Raw genomic sequence first — 17,294 nt, 5'->3', positions numbered from 1 at the left:
CGCCAACCCTGACCATCCCTCGCGCCGCATCGGCTGCCGAAGCCTGGCACAAAACGCTGATCGATGAGACCTCGGTCCCCCGTTGGAGCCGGCATCGGCGGCGGCGTCCTGAACATCACGGAAGACATGGGCAACTACACCACCTCCGTACGCCCGTTCGCGCCGTCCATCGCGCGCGAGAGAACGCTCGATCTGCGCTTCGACTGGAGAACTGCGATCGCCGGCAGCGCGGCGAAAACCGGCTTGGAACTGCGCGACGACACCGGACGCCTCGTCTTCGCCATCGCCGCCACCGCCTCCGAACTCCGCTACGCGGTCACGGGGCCCGACCCGGACTCCCTCAACCCGACTTGGACCACGACCAGCTTCGACCGGAGCATGTGGTACACGGTCGATCTGCACATGGACTTCACCCTCGGCCGGGTCCAGTACGCGATCACCAGTAAGGAGGCCGCGCCGACAGTGATGGCCTCCGGCACCGCGGATATCGCGGGAACCAACCTCGCCAGGCTCGTCGAATGCAACTACTACGGAACCGGCACGCAGTCGATCGACAACCTCCGGCTGGTCCGCCCCACCAACGCCGCCTGTGGATCCCTCGCCGGCTCATCGGTCTACGCCTTCGGCGACAGCATCGTCGACGGCCACCAGTACCCGCGCGGCTTCGTCGATTTCGTCGCCGACCGTGAAGACATGACGCTGACGAACTACGCGAAGAACGGCGCCACCGTGGGCCCGGCAGTCGATGCCTCCGGCGGCCACATCATCGATCAGGTGCGGTCGGCCGGCTCACGGGCGCCCGACGTCGTGGTCTTCGACGGCGGCACGAACGACGCGATCGAGATCCACGACCAGCACGCATACGAGATCGGCACCGTCAGCGACGCCACCGACCCCAGCAGCTTCGCTGCCGGCACCTACACCGGATCACTCGAAGCCACCATCCAGCTCATGAGGCAGAGGTGGCCGGAAGCCCGGCTGGTGTACGTGGCCGCCCACAAGCTGGGCTCGCGGGACTGGGACACCCAGCTCGCCCTGCGCAAGGTCACCCTGCAGGCCGCCCGCAAGTGGGGCGTCGCGGTCGCCGACGTCTTCGCGGACACGACGTTCGACACCCGCGTCGAAGCCCAGCGGGCGGCCTACACCTTCGACAGCCTCGTCAACGGCTACCCCGGCAGCGGCGGCAGCGGCACCCACCCGAACATCGCCGGCATCACCGAGTTCTACGTACCCGTGCTCACCGCCCGGCTGGTACAGCTCGCCGACTAGCCAGGCGACGCTGGTGGCGCGCGGCACCCTGGGCGCGGCGACGCCCGTCTCGTACGTCGTCAACGACTCCGAGCCGGTCGCCGAGAACGAGGTCAGAGCGCTTTGCGAATCGCGGACGCGAGTTCGGCCGCCGCGTCGGCGCTGGCGTCGGCGATGCCGACGCCGTAGCGGAATCGGGCGGTCTCGCCGTCGGGCACGATGAGCTCCTCGCTGAAGAACGGGGCTGGGTTGAGGCAGGCGAAGTCCTCGCTGCGCGCGAACCACTGCGGCGGGTGGTGCGGGTTGTCGGCGTGGTCGACCATGAGGACGAGCGACTCGGCGTCGTCCTCGTCGTGGCGTCCGGCGAAGGCCATCCACGCGTGGTGCTGTCCGCGCAGCTCGTCGCCGCCCACCCCGCCCGCGGTGACGAGCTGCCCTCGGGTGAAGGAGCGGGGCCCGCGCCAGAACAATCCGCCATATCCGGCGTTCGCCCTGCCGCGCGTGGTCGGGGAGCCGATGGCGATGTCGCGTCCGGACACGTTGGTCAGTTCGGTCTCGAAGGTCAGCACCCAGGCTCGGGGCGTGAGGATCCCGGCGGTGAGGGTGCGGCGCTCGGTGAAGATCCTGGCCCCGGCCTGGGTGATCCAATCCAGTTCGTGGCCGAACGTGGCTGCCCCGTCGGAGGCGTCGACGCCGGTGAGGCGGCGGTGCCGCTGGGTGCCGTTGTTGTCCATCTGCACGTAGGACTTGCCGTGGACGTAGGTAGGGCCGCCCCAGAAGTTCTCCTCGTCGACCACCGGCAGCGACCAGGCAATGCCCTTGTGCCACACGTGGTCCCAGGGCCGGAACAGGCTCACTGAGCGACCGGACCGGGTGCGGAGGGGATACAGGTAGGGCTTGGGGGATTCGAGCTCGGGTGTGTCGGGACGGTAGACGTATCGGAACAGCTCGATCCCGCCGTCGCGAACGGCGAGCGAGGTGCCGATGTCGTGGCGGATCGCAAGGCGGGTCATGCGAGGGCCTCCTTCACCGGCGCCCACGGGACGGCCCCGCCGTCCATGCTCCGCGTGAAGGGGTCGTCGCCGCTGAGTTCGCCCGCGGCGATGGGGCGGCCCCGGAACGCGGAGGCGTAGGTGGCCGCGGCGAACTCCATCGTGCGGCGGGCTTCGGCGAGGGAGACCCCGGGTTCGGCGTCGTTCCCGAGCGCGTCGAGGATCGCCTCGATCTGGAGGCGGTGCCCGCTCTCCACGTCGGCACCGTCAACGGCCGTCCAGAGATCAGCAAGCTGCTCGTGCCCGGGTGCGGGGGTGAACCGCCAGTGCTTCTCGCGGTAGCCGTAGAGGTGTTCGAGCTCGACGGTGGCGTGCTCGAAGTCGAAGCGGAGGCGCGAGGTCTCGCGCGGGGAGACCACCGAGTTGATGATCGTGGCCAGCGCTCCACTCTCGAAGCGGGCGAGGGCGACGGAGACGTCTTCGGTGTCGGTGGGCCGCGCGAGGCGGTCGGCGAACGCGCTGACGTGGGACCACGGCCCGAGTACCGACAGCAGCAGGTCGAACTGGTGAATGCCGTGGCCCATGGTCGGGCCGCCGCCTTCGACATCCCACCTGCCGCGCCAGGGAACGTCGAAGTAGTCGTCGGTGCGGTACCAGAGAGTCTCGCAGGTGGCCGTGAGCGGGCGGCCGAGCGTGCCTGCGCGGAGGAGGCGCCGCAGCCGGAGGGCGGCGGCTCCGTAGCGGTGCTGGAAGACGGTCAGCACGGGGGTGCCGGTCTCGGCCTGCACGGCGGCGAGCCGGTCCATCTCGGCCAGGCTCAGCGCCGTGGGCTTCTCCACCAGCGCCGGGACCCCGGCGCGCAGGGCCGCCATGGCCAGAGGCGCGTGGGTCTGCGGCGGGGTGCAGATGTGCACCAGGTCCAGCTCCTCGTTCGCGAAGAGGGACTCGGCGGTGCTGTACACCCGCGGCACGGAGAAGCGCTGCGAGAACGCGGAGGCCCGCGAGGGGTCGATCTCGGCGATGGCCACCAAACGTACGCGATCGGGCAGGTCGGTGAGGGCCTGGGCGTGCGCGTGGGCGATGCCGCCGCTGCCGATGATGGCGGCGCGGAAGGCGGGTGTCGGACTCGGCATGGGGTTTCGTTTCTCCTTGTGGGCCGGGGAGGCGGGGCCCGGAGGTCGCCTGTGCGGCGTCCTCCGGACCTGTGTCTCATCGTGCGGCGGCGTCGACTTCGGTCTGCAACTCGTCGACGAACGCCTGGGCGGCGTCCTGCGGCGACCTCTGGCCGGAGTACACCTCCTGGGTGTAGCGCTGAATCATCGGCTCGATGCCACTGCCGCCGCTGGGGGTCACGACCGGCGAGGGGCCTGGGGTGACCGAGTTCATGTAGTCGACGGCGAGCTGGTCGCTCTCGCTCAGATCCTGGGAGATGCGCTCGCGCATCGCGTTGTTCGCGGGGACACCGCGGTCGGTGCCCAAGATGTCCGCCGCGGCCTCGTGGTTGAGCATGAAGTCCATGAACAGCGCGGCCTCAGCGGGGTGCTCGCTCTGGGATGACAGGGCCCAGTACATGGAGGGCTTGAGGAAGTTCGCGTCGACCTCGCCGCTGCCGGGCAACCGCATCAGCCGCAGATCGGCGCCGCTGGCCTCGCGGAGCGCGGTGATCTGGGTGTTGTAGGCGCCGCCCATGGCGATCTTGCCGGTGGCCAGGCTCCCGGCTTCGATGCCGGCGTTGAAGCTCTCGACGCCCTGGGCGGCGCTCTCGGCGCCGCCGGATTCCATCAGGTCGAGGTTGTACTGCCACATCGAGGCGAGGTTCTCCGGATCGAGCGTGACCGTACCGTCCTCGCCGAACAGCTCGTTTCCGTGCAGTCGTGCCCAGTACTTGATGCTGCCGGCGTCGTTGCCGCCGGTGGCCGAGGAGCCGTTGATCGCTCCCCCGCTCTTCTCGGTGAGCTCGTTGGCAAGTTCGGCGTAGTCGTCCCAGGTCCAGGTGGCGTCGTCGGGCAGCTCGACGCCGTACTGCTCGAAAAGATCCGCGTTCAGAACGCTCGCCATGACGCCGACCCCGATGGGCATGGCGTACTGGGTGCCGTCGATCTGACCGGTCTTCAGCGACTCCTCGTCGAACTGCGAGGTGTCGAGGAACTCGCCGGCCTCGCCCAGGTCGAGCAGGGAGCCGCGCTCGGCGTACGAGGCGAGGTAGAGCTCGTCCATCTGGATCACGTCGGGCGAGTCGCCGCCGGCGGTCGTGGTCGCCAGGGCGTCCCAGTATCCGGCCCAGTCCTTGAACTCGCCCCTGACGTCTATGTCGGGGTATTGCTCCTCGAACGCCTCGATAGCCTGGTTGGTCAGGTCGGCGCGGGTCTCTTCCCCCCACCAGGTCACCCGGATCGTGACCGGCTCATCGCTGCGCGCGAAGTCGCCGCCGGCGCCGCCGGACTGGCCGCAGGCGGCCAGCGCGAGCGCCATCGGCACCGCGACGGCGACGAGGCGTGCTCTGGGAGTACCTCTCATGAACTTTCTCCTCATGTGTTGCAGCAGCCCGGTCAGGCGGGGGCGTGGCTGACAGTTGTGGGCATGTGACTTTCGCGGAGGGCGGCGCGGACCGTCGCGCTCTGATCGCGATGCCGCGCGGCGCGGCACGTTATTTGCCTCCTGTGGTCGCGATCCCCCGCAGGAGAAACCGCTGGCCGAACAGGAAGACCAGGAAGACCGGCAGGAGAGAGACGACGCTCATCGCAAGCGCCGCGCCCCAGTTCGTGCCGGCCTGCGAGTCGACGAAGGCGCGCAGCGCCACCGGCACCGTGTACATGTCCGGGTCGGTCAGGTAGATGAGCTGGGAGAAGAAGTCGTTCCAGGTCCAGATGAAGGTGAAGATCGCGGTGGTCGCCAGGGCCGGGACCATCAGCGGCAGGATCACCTGCACGAAGATGCGGGGGTGGCCGGCTCCGTCGATGCGCGCGGCCTCGTCGAGCTCGGCGGGTATCCCGCGGATGAACTGCACCATCAGGAACACGAAGAACGCGTCCGTCGCGAGGAACTTCGGGACGATGAGCGGCAGGAACGTGTTGATCCAGCCGAACTCGGAAAACAGCACGTACTGCGGGACGATGATGACGTGGACCGGCAGCATGATCGTGAGCAGCATGATCGCGAACCACCACCTGCGGCCCCGGAACTCGAGGCGCGCGAAGGCGTAGGCCGCCATCGAGCAGGCGATGAGGTTTCCCACGATCGCCCCCATCACCACGATTGCCGAGTTCATCATGAAGTGGCCGAAGGGCTTGGAGAAGGCGTTCCAGCCCTCCCCGTAATTGCCCGCCTCCAGGTTGGTCAGGAACAGGCTCGGATCCTGGAAGATCTCGTCGTTCGGCCGCAGCGAGCTGACGATCATCCACAGCACCGGGTAGAGCATCACAAACGCGCACAGGATCAGCAGCACATGCTTCAGGACCGAGTGGACCGGACGGAATCCACTGCCCGTCCTGCGACGGCCGGAACGGAAACGGGCACCGTGAGCGCCGGGCCGGGAGTCCGTCGTCTTGGTCAGAGCGTCAGTCATTGTAGAAAACCCAATACTTCGAAGCCCAGAAGTTGATCGCGGTGAACGCGCCGACCATGAGCAGCAGGAGCCAGGCGAGAGCCGAGGCGTAGCCCATGTCGAAGTTCCCGAAGCCGCGCTGGTAGAGATACAGCGAGTAGAAGAGCGTGGAGTCGGCCGGGCCGCCGGTGCCGCCGGAGACGATGAAAGCCTGGGTGAACGACTGGAACGCGTGGATGATCTGCAGGACCAGGTTGAAGAAGACGATCGGTGTCAGCAGTGGCAGCGTCACGCTCCAGAACTGCCGCCACCGGTTGGCCCCGTCGATCGAGGCCGCCTCGTAGTAGGAGGCCGGGATCTGCCGCAACCCGGCCAGGAAAATCACCATCGGGGAGCCGAAGGTCCACACGTTGAGGATGATCAGGGTCCACAGCGCCGTCTCCGGCTCGGATATCCAACCGCGCCCTTCGATGCCGACGAGGCCGAGGCCCTCGTTGAACAAACCGTCCGCGCCGAAGACGGTGCGCCACAGGACCGCGATGGCAACGCTGGCGCCGAGCAGCGAGGGCAAGTAGAAGATGGAGCGGTAGAACGCCAGACCGCGCAGGCCGCGGTCGAGGAAGATGGCGAGCGCGAGCGCAAGGGCGAGCTGGAGTGGCACCGACACCAGGACGTAGGTGAACGTGACCTGCAACGAGTGGTGCAGACGCTCGTCCGAGAGCATCCGGCTGAAGTTGTCCAGCCCGGTGAAGCTGGGGTCCTGCAGCAGGTTGTAGTCGGTGAAACTCAGGTAGAGCGACGTGGCCATCGGCCCGACCGTGATGACGAACAGACCGAGGAACCAGGGCAGCAGGAAGAAGAACGCCGCCTTGTTCTGCTGCTTCGCCGCCGACCGACCGGATCGCAGCTTGCGAAGCTCCGCCGTCGCGCTCATGAGGCGGACTTACCGTGGACCTGGGCGGGCTCGCCGCACGCGGTGTTGGGGAACGGCATCGATGCTCCCTCGGATCGAGAGGACGGAAAATAGTTAACGTTCACCTTTTGCCGGCACGGGCAAGCTAGTGAACGTTCACCTTTGTGTCAAGATGTTGCGAGTACCGATGAGAGGGAGTCTGCGCATGACCGAGAGCTCAACCCCTGTCCGACGCCCCACCATGAAGGAGGTCGCGCGCCTGGCCGGCGTCTCGCACCAGACTGTCTCCCGGTACCTGCGCTCCAGAGAGGGGCTGAAGCCCTCCACGCTCGCGCGCATCGACGCCGCCGTGCGAGAGCTCGACTACCGTCCAAACCTGGTTGCCAGGTCCATGCGTACGCGGCGCACCGGTCGTCTGGCGCTCGTCCTGCCGACCATGGTCTTCAGCCCCGCGCGCATGCTCGCCGGGGCGGCCGCGGCCGCGCACGAGGCCGGGTACGCCGTCGAGGTCGTCAGCCTGGAGGGCGGGGCCCAGGCCAGGGCCGAGCGCATGCTCGAACTGGCCGACTCCGGACAGGTCGAGGGCATCCTGGCACTGGCCCCGATCCAGGCAGCCGTCGAAGACCGGCTGCCGCACGGCGCGGCCATCGTCGTCTCGGCCGACTTCGACGACGAAATGCGCGGCATCGGCGAACTGGCCGACGCCTCACCGGTGATCGAGATGATCGAGCGTTTGGCCGAGCTCGGCCACCGGCGCTTTCTCCACGTCGCCGGAGACCTGCAGTTCGCCTCCGCCAGATCCCGCAAGGCCGCCTATCTGGAGACCGTGGCACGACTTGGGCTCGAGTCGGTCGGCGTGGTCGACGGTGACTGGTCCGGTGACTCGGGGGTCGCGGCCATCCGGGCGCTGGACGCCGAGCGCATGCCCACGGCCGTCATCGCCGCCAACGATTGCGTCGCCGCCGGCGTCATCCGCGGCGCCAAGGACCGCGGGCTCGACGTCCCCGGCGACCTCAGCGTCACCGGCTGGGACAACAACGACATCTGCCAGTACCTCCCGCCGTCCCTGACCACGGTGCACGTCGACCTCGAAGGGCTGGGGCGCAACGCCATGCTGCGGCTGGTCAAAGCGATCAACGGCCTCGATCTGGAGCCGTCCCCGCACCCGCTCAACACGGTCATCTGGCGCGAGTCGGTGGCGGCGGCGCGCTCCTAGTAGGGCCTGTATCGAGTTCCCGCCCGGGCCCGCGACGCCAGTCACGGCACCTCGCCGCTCCCCCAGACTCCGTCTGGGAGGTGCCCCCAGCCGAATCGCGCGAATACGGCCGGGTATGAGCTGCGATCCGGTGCCTTGCGATGCACCACGTCTGACGCCGCGGGCTGATCCGACCGGGAACTCGATACAGGCCCTAGTGCTCCAGCAGCGGATCGGCCTGCCGCGACTACGGCGCGAGGAAAGTCCGGCGGGAGGGCCACCGGCGGCGCCACGTACGCCGGAAACCGGCCGCGGGGCGGCGTCCGCCGACCGGGCAGCGGCCGGACGCGGAGGCGTTGCGAAAGCGGATGTCCTCGGATGAGCCCGACCGAAGCCGCGTCCGCTGGACGCGACACCCGCCCAGAGGCCGCTGCATCGGATCACGGCTCGTCCTCCTGGGCGGATTCCTCGGGACTCTTGATCAGCGGGTCCGGGGTTCGAGTCCCTGGCGGCGCACCGACGGGGAAGCCCCACCGGCCGGAGACGGCGGGTGGGGGCTTCGCCTTTGTAACGGTTCCGTCTCCGGCGCAGCGAAAGCGGCGCCCGGCGCGTCATAGAGGCAGGGAAAGGCGTACTGCCCGAGGGGGGACCATGGAGGCGATCTTGGGACTGGCCGTGCTGGTCGCGTTCATCAGCGTGGTGGTGGGCGTGGCAGGGGGCGGCAGGCGTCGCGCCCGGCGCGGGGGCGGCCACTTCTTCGACGGCTGGGGCGACGGCGGCAGCAGCGACGGCGGTGGCGGCTGGGGCGATGGCGGCGGCTGGGGTGGCGGCGGGGACGGCGGAGGCGGCGGTGGTGGTGGCGGCTGCGGCGGGGGCGGGAGCTGACCGGAGCGTCACTCGCGGACGATCTTGATGTCCCAGCCACCGGTCACGGTGCGCTCGCCGACCTCGACGCGCACGCCCGCGTCGGCGTCGTAGTAGCTCTCGCCGGTCTCCAGGGGGGCGTCGGCCAGCCGGGGGTGCACCGAGCGGGCGTGGCAGGCGCCGGTGTCCGGATGGCCGTCCAGGACCTCGACGGGGCCGTCGGCGGAGGCGATGTCGCTGCGCACCCGGTAGAGCAGCACGCCCCGGGTGCAGGTGGTGGAGTCGTTGCCGACGGGGGTGCGCGCCTCGGCGACCAGCGCCTCGGCCGGACCGGTGCGGACCACCGCCAGCCGGGTGTCGGACTCCGGGTTGCCCTTCTCCAGGGGCGCGCCGAGGGGCTGGAGGGTGTGCAGGGTGGTGCCGGCGGCGCGCACGCAGTCGACGTGCCCCGGGCCGAGCCAGCCGAGCTTCCACTTGTGCCAGCCGAAGAGCTCCGGGGCCAGGCCGAACTGGCTGCCCATGAGATCCCAGTCGCCGACGTGGGTGTCCCAGTCGCCGTAGCCGTCCGCGGGCCGGTTGTAGAGGTCGGGCAGGTCGAAGACGTGCCCGGTCTCGTGCGCCAGGACGTTGCGGTCGGGGCGGCGGTGCTCGAAGACGGTGACCAGGCGGCGGATCTCCGCCTTCCCGGCCCGGACGGGCTTGTCGAAGTTGACCACCTTGGTGGCGTCGGGGTCCACGCCGGGGGCGTCGGGGTCGGCCACCAGGTAGACGATGTCGTACTCGGCCAGGTCGACGCGCGCGGAGACGACGTCCAGCGCGTCCCGGAGGTAGGCGGAGCGCAGCGCGGACTCCCAGTCGCGCCGTATCCCGTAGGCGCGGGACTCGCCGGGCATCGGCAGCCACTCGGGCACCACGTCGGTGCGCAGGTCGAGCTTGCCGTAGGAGGCGGCGCGGAAGTAGTCGGTGGTGGCCGGGAAGTAGTCCTCGGCGATCCGGGCCGGGGACAGCTTGGGGTCCGTGTCGGGGAAGGAGAGGAACAGCATGACGGCGCGCAGCTCGCCGACCGGGCGCGGGTAGTGCTCGTTCCAGGTGTCCACGCCCTCCGAGTGGTGGAGGTCGGTGCGGGGCAGGCTGCACGGTTCGTCGGCGATGGCCTCGGTCACGGGACCGGAGGTCAGGGTCGTACCCAGGAGGGCGGCCAGCGCGGTGAGCACGGCCGCGGGTCGTCGGTGGGCGCGGCGCACATCGACCTCCGATCGGGCTGTACGGAGACACCGCCACCACTTTGTCCCTTATCTTCGGAAATTGTCCTGTTTCGATAGCCCGGGCGAGTTTTGGCAGTACGATTACCCTGCGTATTCTTCAGTCGAGAACGATCCGTAGGATGCAACGCCCGAGCAGAAACGGTCAGCCCATCGAAAGCCTGTCTGAAGCACACGTTTCGGGTTGCGAGACAGGCGTGAGAGCCACTGGCTCCATCCGCGCCACAGCCTCTATGATCGCCACATTTCCAGCGCGGATACGCCAAGCGGGCAGCCGGGGAGCGCCCGACAGCACCATCGGGAGCGATCGGTGAACGGACCCCACAACGGACCGGGCCAAGACCCCGGAAGCGCCCTCGACGCGACCCCGCCCACCCTCACGGAGAGTGACATCCGGGACTACCGGGCCGCGTTCCAGATCGCCCAGTTCCCGATGGCCCTCGTCGGCAGCTCGGGCCAGATCCTCGCCGCCAACGCGGCCCTCGGCCTGCTGCTCGGCGTGGAGCCGGAGCGGCTGGCCGGGGTGCGAGCCGACACGGTCACCGGCCTCGGGCTGGACGGCCGCACCCGCGGCTCCTATCAGGCGGTCCTGCGCGGCAGCAGCGAGCGCATGCGCTGCACCCGGCGGCTCAAGCACGCCGACGGGCACACGCTGTGGGCGGAGGTCACCGTGCTGCCCACGGGCTGCGGTGACTCGGCGGCGCTGCTGACCGTGCACGACATCAGCGAACGGCGCGACCTCCAGGAGCGGCTGCGGCACATCCAGATGCACGACCCGGTGACCCGCCTGCCCAACCGCGCCCTCTTCTTCGAACGGCTCACCAGCGCCCTGTCCGACTCGGCCACCGGGCGGATCGGGCTGTGCTTCCTCGGCCTGGACGGCTTCAAGGCCATCAACGACACCCTCGGCCACCGCGTCGGCGACCAGTTGCTGGGCGCGGTCGCGCGGCGGCTGGCCCAGTGCGCGACCGGCGCCGGCGGGCATCTGGTGGCGCGGCTGGGCGGCGACGAGTTCGCCGTGCTGGTCGAGGGGTCCACCGGCACCGAGCAGCTCACCCATCTCGCCGAGAGCATGCTCACCGCGCTCCAGCGGCCGTTCGACCTGGCCGGGCAGCGGCTGACCGTCTCGGCCAGCATCGGCGTGGTCGAGCGTGAGTCGGCGACCACCACGGCCACCCGCCTGATGCAGGCCGCCGACACGACGCTGTACTGGGCCAAGGCGGACGGCAAGGCGCGCTGGACGCTGTTCGACCCCGAGCGCAACGCGCACCGCATGACGCGCCAGTCGCTGTCCGCCACGCTGCGGCGGGGCGTGGATCGCGGGGAGTTCATCCTGGAGTACCAGCCGATCGTGGGGCTCGCCGACGACATCGTGCGCGGGGCGGAGGCGCTGGTGCGCTGGCGCCACCCGCAGTTCGGCACGCTCGGCCCGGACCGTTTCATCGGGCTGGCCGAGGAGAACGGCGCGATCGTGCCGCTGGGCCGCTGGGTGCTGTCCGAGGCGTGCCGCGAGGCCCGCCGCTGGCAGGTCGAGCACCCCGGGCCGCCGCTGTTCGTGAGCGTCAACGTCGCGGTGCGCCAGGTGTGGGACTCCGACCTGGTGAGCGATGTGGGCGACGCGCTGCGGGAGTCCGGGCTGCCGTCCGGCCTGCTGCAACTGGAGCTGACCGAGTCGGCGGTGATGGGCTCGGCGGGGCGGCCGTTGCAGGCGCTCCAGGCGCTGGCCGACATGGGGGTGCGGATCGCGATCGACGACTTCGGCACCGGGTACTCCAACCTCGCCTATCTCAGCCGGCTGCCGGTGCGCGCCCTGAAGCTGGACGGCATGTTCGTGCGCGGCTTCCGCACGGCCCGGCATCTCAACCCCGCCGACGAGACGATCGTGACCTCGCTCGTCCAGCTCGCCCACAAGCTGGGGCTCACGGTCACCGCCGAGTGCGTGGAGGGACCGGCGCAGGCCGAGCGGCTGCGCCGCATCGGCTGCGACACCGGGCAGGGCTGGCACTACGCCCGCCCGATGTCCTCCGCCCACCTGACCACGCTGCTCGCCGGGCGCGACTGAGCGGCCGGACGCCGCTCAGCGAGGCGAGTACTTGACACGGCCCTGTACGGGCGCGGGGCGCTGAGGGAATACTCCCGGGCCATGGCGATCATGGCTGATTTCATTCCCCACGACCGTTTCGAGGCGCTGCTCGCCGACGAGTCGATCCCCGTGGTGCACCGCGCGCTGTGGCTGCTGCTGTGGGACAGCGAGGTACGGGTGCTGGATCTGCTGGCGCTGGACGTGGCCGACGAGCCGCGCGTCAGACCCCCGGCGGACAGCGCCCATGGCGCCCGCGCGGCCGAGCTGATGGACGCGCTGATCGCCGGCCGCGCGTCGGGCCCCCTGTTCGCGGTGGGCCCGCGCGCGCTGTCCTGGGTCGAGGCGGTACGCGTCGCGGGTGAACACGGCCACCAGGTCCACTCCTTCCGCACCAGCGGCCGGCAGCACCGCGGGCGAGTGGGGGCACCTCCCGCTTGCGGGGGATGAGGCCCGGGCCGGCCGGTGGCCGTCAGGCCGCCGTCGTCGCCGTCGTGAAGAGCGTGCCCATCGCCGGGCAGGTCACCGGGTGGTCCAGCAGTCGCAGGCCCTCCCAGGCGGTGACCTGGTTGGCGGTCAGCACCGGCTTGCCGGCCGCCGCCTCCAGATCGGGCAGCCAGGCCGCCGTGTGCAGCGCGGTGTCCGGCAGCAGCACCGCGTCCGCCGCCGGGTCGTCGCCCGCGCGGACCAGGGCCAGCACGTCCTCGCGGGTCCAGGTGCCGACCTCCGCCGCGGTGATGATGCCGCTGCCGCGCGTCGACACGACCTCAATGCCGGCCGCCTTGAGGAAGTCGGCGAACAGCGCGGCCACGTCGTCCGGATAGGTGGCGGCGACGGCGACCCGTTCCGCGCCGATCGCGCGTGCCGCGCGGGCGAAGGCGAACGAGGTGCTGGACGCGGGCATCCCCGCGTGCGCGGCCAGCCGCCGCACCTGATCCGCCGCGCCCTCGTAGCCGTAGACGAAGCTGGCGCTCGTGCAGGCCCACACCACCGCCGTCGCGCCCCGGCCGGTCAGCTCGCCCACCCGCGGGGTCAGCCGGTCCACGTTGCCCATCTCCAGCAGCGCGTCCACCCGGTGCGCGTCCGTGCCGATGTCGGTGTGCGCCAGGGGCAGCCGGACGCCGGCGCCGGCGTCGTTCAGCAGCGCCTCCATGCGGGGGAAGTCGTCCTCCGCGGAGTATCCGGGGTAGAGGAAACCCACCGTCGCGACCATCCGCACTCACCCTTCCTCGTCGGGAAACAACGGCGGCGGATCCGCCGTCAGCGCCACCTCGGGACCACCGCCGCCCTCCGGCGTCATCGCCGCCGGGCCGCGCCGGGCCACCGGGTCCAGCAGGGCCTGATAGGGGCCCACGGCCTCCTTGCCGATCGACCGCAGCGCGGACCACATCGTGACCTGGTTCGCGGAGATGACCGGCATCCGCAGCTCCGCCTCCAACTGGGGTATGACGTCGTAGGTCGGGAGGTTGGTGCAACTAATGAACAGCGCGTCCGGCCCCTCGGCCACCGCCTCCCGGGCCATGGCGACCACGTCGCGGTACGGCACCCGCCAGATCTCACGGGTCAGGCCCAGATAACTGCGCCCGCAGACCTGAACGCCCGCCTCGCGCAGATATTCCTCCAGCGCGTCGGTCACCGACTTGGTGTACGGCGTCACGACCGCGACCCGGGCGGCGCCCAGCTCGCGCAGCGCGGCCAGCAGCGCGCCCGAGGTGGTCAGCGCCGGGATCTCGCCGGCCTGGCACATCGCGGCGCTCATGGCCCGCTCCCCCGCGACGCCGCCGACGAAGCTGCCGGAGGTGCACGCGTAGGCGACGACCTCGGGACTGATCGCGGTCAGCGCGCGAACGGCCTCGCGCAGCGTCTCGTGCTCGCTGACCAGCCGCGCCAGGTCGAGGCTGACCTCCACCGGCACGAACGGGGTCCGCGTCAGATGGAGCGAGACGTCATCGGGCACCCACCGCCACAGCTCGCGGTCGAGCGCGAAGTCGAACGGTGCGACGACTCCGATCCCCCGCTGCGGGAGCGGGCCGCCCAGGAAGGAGACATCCATGTCGAACCCCGATTCAACGGGCCGGGAATACCGGGAGAGACTGGTGAAAGAAGATGCCTTCGTTGACGAAGGTAGATACGGGTTCCTACCGTGGTCAATCCTCGGCTTCCAGCCAACCAGCCCCTCGTTGCGGAACGGTTTCCCTGCTATGTCCGAAACCCGCGTTCTCGTTCTCGACGCCGACCCGCCGCCCGTCCTCGACCGGCTGGCCGGGCGGGCGCGGGTGCTCCACTGCGACGAGGCGTCGCTGGCCGCCCGCCTGCCCGAGGCGGACGTGCTGCTCGTCTGGGACTTCCTCTCCGACGCCGTGCGCGACGCCTGGCCCGGGCCCGGGCCGCGGCCAGGCTGGGTGCACACGGCCAGCGCGGGCGTGGACCGGCTGCTCTTCCCCGAACTGCTCGCCTCCGACACCGTGGTGACCAACGCCCGGGGCGTCTTCGACCGGCCCATCGCGGAGTACGTGGCCGGCCTGGTGCTGGCCATGGCGAAGGACTTCCACCGGAGCTGGGAGCTCCAGCGGGAGCGCCGCTGGCTGCACCGGGAGACCGCCAAGGTGTACGGCAGCCGGGCCGTCGTGGTCGGCTCCGGGCCCATCGGCCGGCGCATCGGAACGACGCTGGCGGCCCTGGGCGTTGAGATCGCGCTGGTCGGCCGGCGGGCCCGGGAGGACGACGCGGAGTTCGGCCGGGTGCACGCGAGTGAGGCGCTGCCCGGGCTGCTGCCGGAGGCGGACTGGGTGGTATGCGCGGCGCCGCTGACGCCGACGACGGCCGGCATGTTCGACGCGGCGGCGTTCGCGCTGATGAAGCCGGGGGCGCGGTTCATCAACGTTGGCCGCGGCGGGCACGTGGTGGAGGAGGACCTGGCGGCGGCGCTGCGAGCCGGGCGGCCGGGCGGCGCGGCGCTGGACGTCTTCGCGGCCGAGCCGCTGCCGGCGGCCAGCCCGCTGTGGGACCTGCCGGGGCTCGTCGTCTCGCCGCACATGAGCGGGGACACCTTCGGCTGGCGCGACGACCTGTCCGAGCAGTTCCTCGACAACTTCGACCGGTGGCAGGCGGGCCGGCCGCTGGCCAACGTGGTGGACAAGCGACTGGGCTACGTGCCCGCGGAGGGCTGATGACCGACCCCTGTTCCCTGACCGCGGCCGAGCTCACGCAACGGTACGCGGCCGGGGACCTCTCCCCGGTCGCGGTGGCCGAGGCGGCGCTGGCGCGGGCCGAGGCCGTGCAGCCCGCGGTGAACGCCTTCGTGTTCACCGACCGGCCCGGCGCGCTGGCGCAGGCGCGCGCCGCCGAGGAGCGCTGGGCGCGCGGAGCGCCCGCCGGGCCGGTGGACGGGGTGCCGGTGACCGTGAAGGACATCCTGCTGCAACGCGGCCACCCCACCCGGCGCGGTTCGGCGGCGGTGCCCGCCGGGGAGGGGCCCTGGACCGAGGACGCGCCGTCGGTGGCGCGGCTGCGCGAGTCGGGCGCGGTGTTCCTCGGCAAGACGACCACGCCGGAGTTCGGGTGGAAGGGCGTCACCGACTCGCCGCTGTCCGGCGTCACGGGCAATCCGTACGCGCCGGAGCGGACCGCGGGCGGGTCCAGCGGCGGCAGCGCGGCAGCGGTGGCGCTGGGCGCGGGTCCGCTGAGCCTGGGCACGGACGGCGGCGGCTCGGTGCGGATCCCGGCCGCGTTCTGCGGTGTGTTCGCGCTGAAGCCGACCTATGGCCGGGTGCCGCTGTATCCGGCCAGCGCGTTCGGCACGCTGGCGCACGTCGGCCCGATGACGCGGGACGCGGCGGACGCGGCGCTGCTGCTCGACGTCATCGCGCGCCCCGACCCCCGGGACTGGTCGCAACTGGCGCCCCCGGCCGGGTCGCTCACCGACGCGCTGGCGGCGGGCGCGGAGGGCCTGCGCGGGCTGCGGGTGGCCTTCTCGCCGGCGCTGGGCGGCGCCGAGGTGGCGCCGGACGTGGCGGCGGCGGTGCGGGGCGCGGTGGAGCGACTGGCCGGGCTGGGCGCGGAGGTGACCGAGACCGACCCGCCGCTGCCGTCGTTCGACGCGATGCGGGAGGCGTTCCACGCGCTGTGGTTCAGCGGCGCGGCGCGGGTGACGCAGCACTTCGACGCGGCGGCGCGGGCGGCGTTGGACCCGGGTCTCGCGGAGATCACCGAGTCCGGGGCGCGGTACGGGGCGCTGGACTATCTGGCGGCGGTGGACGTGCGGATGGCGATGGGCCGGGCGATGGGCGAGTTCCACGAGGAGTTCGACCTGCTGGTCACGCCGACGATGCCGATCACCGCGTTCGAGGCGGGCGCCGAGGTGCCCCGGGGTTCGGGGCTGCGCCGCTGGACGGAGTGGACGCCGTTCACCTACCCGTTCAACCTGACGCAGCAGCCGGCGGCCTCGGTGCCCTGCGGGCTCGGCGCGGACGGGCTGCCGGTGGGCCTCCAACTGGTCGCCGCGCGGCACGCGGACGCGGCGGTGCTGCGGGCCGCGCACGCGCTCTACGCGGCGGGCGTGGCCGGTGTCCCGGCGCCGCCGCCGGTCAGCGCTCCGCCGACGGGTCCTTGAGGACGCCACTGAGGAAGACGGTGACGACGACCGAGGTGGCCTGCTCGACGCCGAGCTTCTCGCCGAGCGTGTGGGCCACGGCCCCGAAGATCAGCGAGGAGTAGACGAGCGACATGGTCTCCACCGGGATGTCGTCGCGCAGCGTGCCGTCCTGGTGCCCCCGCCGCAGGAGCGCGCGCAGCGGCTCGCCCAGGGCGCGCTCGGCCTGCACGCCGGCCACCGGGTCCTTCGGAGTGCGCGCCACCGCGCGGTACTTGGTGGCGGCGCTCAGCGCGGCGCGGGTGATGCGGATCAGGCCCTCGCGCGTGTCCACGGTGTCCAGCCGGGCCTCGGCGATCTGCTCGCCGAGCTCGGCGACGGCCGTGGTGGCGAGGGAACGCAGCAACGCCTCGCGATTGGGAAAGTACCGGTAGAGGGTGGTGCGGCCGATTCCGGCGGCCGCGGCCACATCCGCCATGCTCGCGGACTCGCCGCGCTCGGCGAGAACGCCCGTCGCGGCGTTGAGGATTGCGGTCGCGATGTGGTCGGTGAGGGCGGCGCTCCTGGTCACCCTCCGTACCGTACACCTAACCCCCGTGATGGAA

The 17,294-nt window shown here is 71.2% G+C and carries 16 protein-coding genes; 7 read left to right on the top strand and 9 right to left on the bottom strand.

The annotated features are described in order from the left end of the window. Positions 1-63: 63 nt before the first annotated feature. Positions 64-1,269: an SGNH/GDSL hydrolase family protein gene (locus RM590_RS08420; protein WP_311703764.1), complete on the top strand. Its 1,206-nt coding sequence runs from the start codon at positions 64-66 to the stop codon at positions 1,267-1,269. 92 nt (positions 1,270-1,361) lie between these two features. On the opposite strand, the gene RM590_RS08415 is transcribed toward RM590_RS08420, so the two are convergent. The 5 genes from RM590_RS08415 to RM590_RS08395 form a co-directional block, all read right to left on the bottom strand. Next, positions 1,362-2,261: a DUF6807 domain-containing protein gene (locus RM590_RS08415; RefSeq protein WP_311703763.1), complete on the bottom strand. Its 900-nt coding sequence runs from the start codon at positions 2,259-2,261 to the stop codon at positions 1,362-1,364. Beyond that, positions 2,258-3,373, bottom strand: coding sequence for a Gfo/Idh/MocA family protein (locus RM590_RS08410; protein ID WP_311703762.1), 1,116 nt, complete (start codon positions 3,371-3,373; stop codon positions 2,258-2,260). Before RM590_RS08410 ends, RM590_RS08415 begins: the two co-directional genes overlap by 4 nt. Before the next feature lie 76 nt (positions 3,374-3,449). Continuing rightward, positions 3,450-4,757: an ABC transporter substrate-binding protein gene (locus RM590_RS08405; RefSeq protein WP_311703761.1), complete on the bottom strand. Its 1,308-nt coding sequence runs from the start codon at positions 4,755-4,757 to the stop codon at positions 3,450-3,452. A 130-nt stretch (positions 4,758-4,887) separates the two neighbouring features. Then, positions 4,888-5,805 carry a carbohydrate ABC transporter permease gene (locus RM590_RS08400; protein WP_311703760.1) on the bottom strand — a complete coding sequence of 306 codons (918 nt, stop codon included), beginning with the start codon at positions 5,803-5,805 and terminating at the stop codon, positions 4,888-4,890. After that, on the bottom strand, positions 5,798-6,718 hold the full coding sequence (locus RM590_RS08395; RefSeq protein ID WP_311703759.1) for a carbohydrate ABC transporter permease: 921 nt from the start codon (positions 6,716-6,718) through the stop codon (positions 5,798-5,800). The genes RM590_RS08400 and RM590_RS08395 overlap by 8 nt, the downstream gene beginning before the upstream one ends. Before the next feature lie 184 nt (positions 6,719-6,902). On the opposite strand from RM590_RS08395, the gene RM590_RS08390 reads away from it, so the two are divergent. Together RM590_RS08390 and RM590_RS08385 are read left to right on the top strand one after the other, a co-directional pair. Then, positions 6,903-7,913, top strand: coding sequence for a LacI family DNA-binding transcriptional regulator (locus RM590_RS08390; protein WP_311703758.1), 1,011 nt, complete (start codon positions 6,903-6,905; stop codon positions 7,911-7,913). A gap of 630 nt (positions 7,914-8,543) precedes the next feature. Beyond that, positions 8,544-8,777 (top strand): hypothetical protein, encoded by a 234-nt coding sequence (locus RM590_RS08385; RefSeq protein ID WP_311703757.1) that lies wholly within the window; start codon positions 8,544-8,546, stop codon positions 8,775-8,777. Positions 8,778-8,785: 8 nt separating this feature from the next. Here the strand turns inward: RM590_RS08385 and RM590_RS08380 are convergent, their stop codons facing one another. Then, positions 8,786-10,000 carry a M6 family metalloprotease domain-containing protein gene (locus RM590_RS08380; protein ID WP_311703756.1) on the bottom strand — a complete coding sequence of 405 codons (1,215 nt, stop codon included), beginning with the start codon at positions 9,998-10,000 and terminating at the stop codon, positions 8,786-8,788. Between the two features lie 328 nt (positions 10,001-10,328). Between RM590_RS08380 and RM590_RS08375 the strand changes: the two genes are divergently transcribed. Continuing rightward, a complete protein-coding gene (locus RM590_RS08375) occupies positions 10,329-12,080 on the top strand; it encodes a putative bifunctional diguanylate cyclase/phosphodiesterase (protein WP_311703755.1) in 1,752 nt (583 codons plus the stop codon). 90 nt (positions 12,081-12,170) lie between these two features. Next, the gene (locus tag RM590_RS08370; RefSeq protein ID WP_311703754.1) at positions 12,171-12,548 is read left to right on the top strand and encodes a hypothetical protein; all 378 of its coding nucleotides are present in this window, start codon (positions 12,171-12,173) and stop codon (positions 12,546-12,548) included. Positions 12,549-12,570: 22 nt separating this feature from the next. On the opposite strand, the gene RM590_RS08365 is transcribed toward RM590_RS08370, so the two are convergent. Together RM590_RS08365 and RM590_RS08360 are read right to left on the bottom strand one after the other, a co-directional pair. Next, the gene (locus tag RM590_RS08365) at positions 12,571-13,311 is read right to left on the bottom strand and encodes a maleate cis-trans isomerase family protein (RefSeq protein ID WP_311703753.1); all 741 of its coding nucleotides are present in this window, start codon (positions 13,309-13,311) and stop codon (positions 12,571-12,573) included. Positions 13,312-13,317: 6 nt separating this feature from the next. Further along, positions 13,318-14,151 carry a maleate cis-trans isomerase family protein gene (locus RM590_RS08360; protein WP_311703752.1) on the bottom strand — a complete coding sequence of 278 codons (834 nt, stop codon included), beginning with the start codon at positions 14,149-14,151 and terminating at the stop codon, positions 13,318-13,320. 148 nt (positions 14,152-14,299) lie between these two features. On the opposite strand from RM590_RS08360, the gene RM590_RS08355 reads away from it, so the two are divergent. Next, positions 14,300-15,268 carry a D-2-hydroxyacid dehydrogenase gene (locus RM590_RS08355; RefSeq protein ID WP_311703751.1) on the top strand — a complete coding sequence of 323 codons (969 nt, stop codon included), beginning with the start codon at positions 14,300-14,302 and terminating at the stop codon, positions 15,266-15,268. After that, positions 15,268-16,710: an amidase gene (locus tag RM590_RS08350; protein WP_311703750.1), complete on the top strand. Its 1,443-nt coding sequence runs from the start codon at positions 15,268-15,270 to the stop codon at positions 16,708-16,710. Before RM590_RS08355 ends, RM590_RS08350 begins: the two co-directional genes overlap by 1 nt. On the opposite strand, the gene RM590_RS08345 is transcribed toward RM590_RS08350, so the two are convergent. Continuing rightward, a complete protein-coding gene (locus tag RM590_RS08345) occupies positions 16,685-17,260 on the bottom strand; it encodes a TetR/AcrR family transcriptional regulator (RefSeq protein ID WP_311703749.1) in 576 nt (191 codons plus the stop codon). The genes RM590_RS08350 and RM590_RS08345 overlap by 26 nt on opposite strands. Positions 17,261-17,294: the final 34 nt, after the last annotated feature.

This window comes from Streptomyces litchfieldiae (assembly GCF_031845365.1).
Classification (GTDB): Bacteria; Actinomycetota; Actinomycetes; order Streptomycetales; family Streptomycetaceae; genus Streptomyces; species Streptomyces litchfieldiae.
Note: the sequence above shows the minus strand (reverse complement) of the source record. Positions and strands in the feature narration are given on the sequence as shown.